General features: G+C 58.7%; 1 protein-coding gene. It reads left to right on the plus strand.

The window, feature by feature from the left end:
- Positions 1 to 2,239: hypothetical protein (locus FJY67_12120; protein MBM3330190.1), on the plus strand; the 2,239-nt coding region annotated here is incomplete at both ends.

A 2,239-nucleotide genomic window follows, 5' to 3' on the forward strand; every position in this document is an offset into this window, starting at 1 on the left:
GGGTGGACCACCGCCGACCTTTCCAATGCCGGCAACAAGTGGCACACCACCGAGACCCACGCCTTCGAAGGCCGGAGTTGGTGGTGCGCCGATCCCCGGTTGGAAGGCTACGACAACCACTGGCTGCAGTATCTGATGACGCCGGTGCTCGACCTCTCCGGCCGGCAGAATCTGCGGCTCACCTTCAAACTCTATTGGGCGGTCGAGGAGCCCAACGATGTCATCGCCCCCTACAACGGGTGGGACGGCTGCAATGTCTGGATTTCGACCAACGGCGGTGGGACCTGGCAGGTCTTGACTCCCTCCCGTCCGCAATACACGAACAGCAGCCTCTATAGTTTCGGTGTCGAATGGGGCATGGGTGAGGGCATCCCGGGTTGGTGCGGCCGGTCCAACGACTGGGTCGATGCCGAGTTCGACCTCTCAAACTTTGCCCGCGCCAACGTCCGCATCCGGTGGGCTTTCTGCAGCGATCCAGCCTGGGCGACGGTGGACAACCGCGACTACTACGGCATGCTGGTCGATAATCTCTCAATCACTTCCGGCCAGAACGTCGTCTGGTCCAATAATGGCAATGAGCAAGGCGATATGGCTTTCGCGCAAGGCCCCAGTTCAGGCGATTTCTGGGAGTTGTCTCAGGCCGATCCGCACGAAGGCCGTTTCTCGGCTCATGTGCCGGTTCGCGCGGCACTTCAGAACGCCCTCATCTCCCCGCCCATTGAGGTGCCTGAAGAGCCCTGGTCAACGTGGTTTGACTTCTGGGTCAAGTGCAACATGCTCGTCTCGGATGCCGACAACGACGGCTTCCTCGACGACTACTGGCGCATGGAGTATTCGACCGATGAAGTGCAGTGGACCCAGATGCTCTATGACTGGAGCCGTAACGACGCCGCCTGGCGGGATGAGTATCACTTCTTCGGTCCGGACAGTTTCTTCCGTTCGCAAACCAATATGGATCGCCCGGAGTGGATGCGCAAACTGAATCTGACCCAGTTCGCCGGGCAGCGAGTATGGATTCGCTGGGTGGCGCGCACCGACAGCGTCATGGACGGCAACCAGGGCACCGGTCTTTGGATCGACGATGTTCGGCTCAATGTTACTTCGCGGCGTCAGTTCGACGTCGGAGTCAAGTTCCTGCGCGTCAACTATCCAACGTTGGTCGGCTTTTCAACTCGGTGCCAGATGGCGGTGCAGAATTATGGCCTCGCCAGTCAAGAACAGGTGCGCAAGTATTGGCGCATCGAAGAGGGGCAGCGCAATCCGGTCATACCCTGGGGGCCGATGGCGCCCGACTCGGTGCAAGTCAACAACTTCTTCCTCGATCCGCGTCGTATCCCGGCCGCAGACGCTTTGACCGTCTATGGAATGACTGATGTCAATAACGATCAGGCTCGGGAGAACGACATCCTTCCCGTTCCCAACGTCGTCTTCTACCCGGCCGGTATCAGCGTCTTAGGTTATGACGATCGGACGATTCAATTCCGCTACGGCTTCGATCAAGGCTCCGGGCCGATGGTTTATTTCACTCCGGTGGCCGACGGCGTTACCGGCCAGTTCGATGTAAAGGCACTCCGGGTGCGCTGGGATCGGGGCCAGCAAGGTGACGCCGATGTCCGACTTCACATCTATGCCAATAACAACGGCGCGCCAGGGCAGGAGATTCACTCTGAGACGATCACCGTCACCCAAGCCGACCTCAATCCTCGCACGCACGTCATTGACCTGACCGAAGTCAACGGTCTCCAGCGTCTGCAGGCGAACTTCTGGGTTTGGTTCGAACTCCTGGGCGGCGACCGTCATCCACAGGTGCTCGGTGATGAGCAGAAATTCGGTCAAGGCAAGTATTTCGAGTATAATGGCAATAACCGGACGCCGTTCAATGCCGACTGGATGGTTCACGCCGTCCTGATGCCGGCCGGTGCCGCGGGAACGAACCTCGTAGCCGGCACAACGCGGCTCGATTTCGGTCCTACCTATCCCACCTGGACCAAGCGGATGAAGGTGATGCTCTTCAATGGTAATACCGAGCCAGTTACGATAGAGTCGGCATCGCTTCAGGGTGAGCACTTCGCCATCGACACTTCGTTCCATCCTCCAATCACACTACGGATCGGCGACTTGACGCCACTCTGGGTCAACTTCACACCTCCACAAGAGGGCGACTATTCAGGCGAGATCACCTTTACCACTAACGACGATACACCGCCGACTGTAGCGCTGGTCGGAAGAGGACTTGAAT

It is taken from the genome of Calditrichota bacterium, from assembly GCA_016867835.1.
Taxonomy (GTDB): domain Bacteria; phylum Electryoneota; class AABM5-125-24; order Hatepunaeales; family Hatepunaeaceae; genus VGIQ01.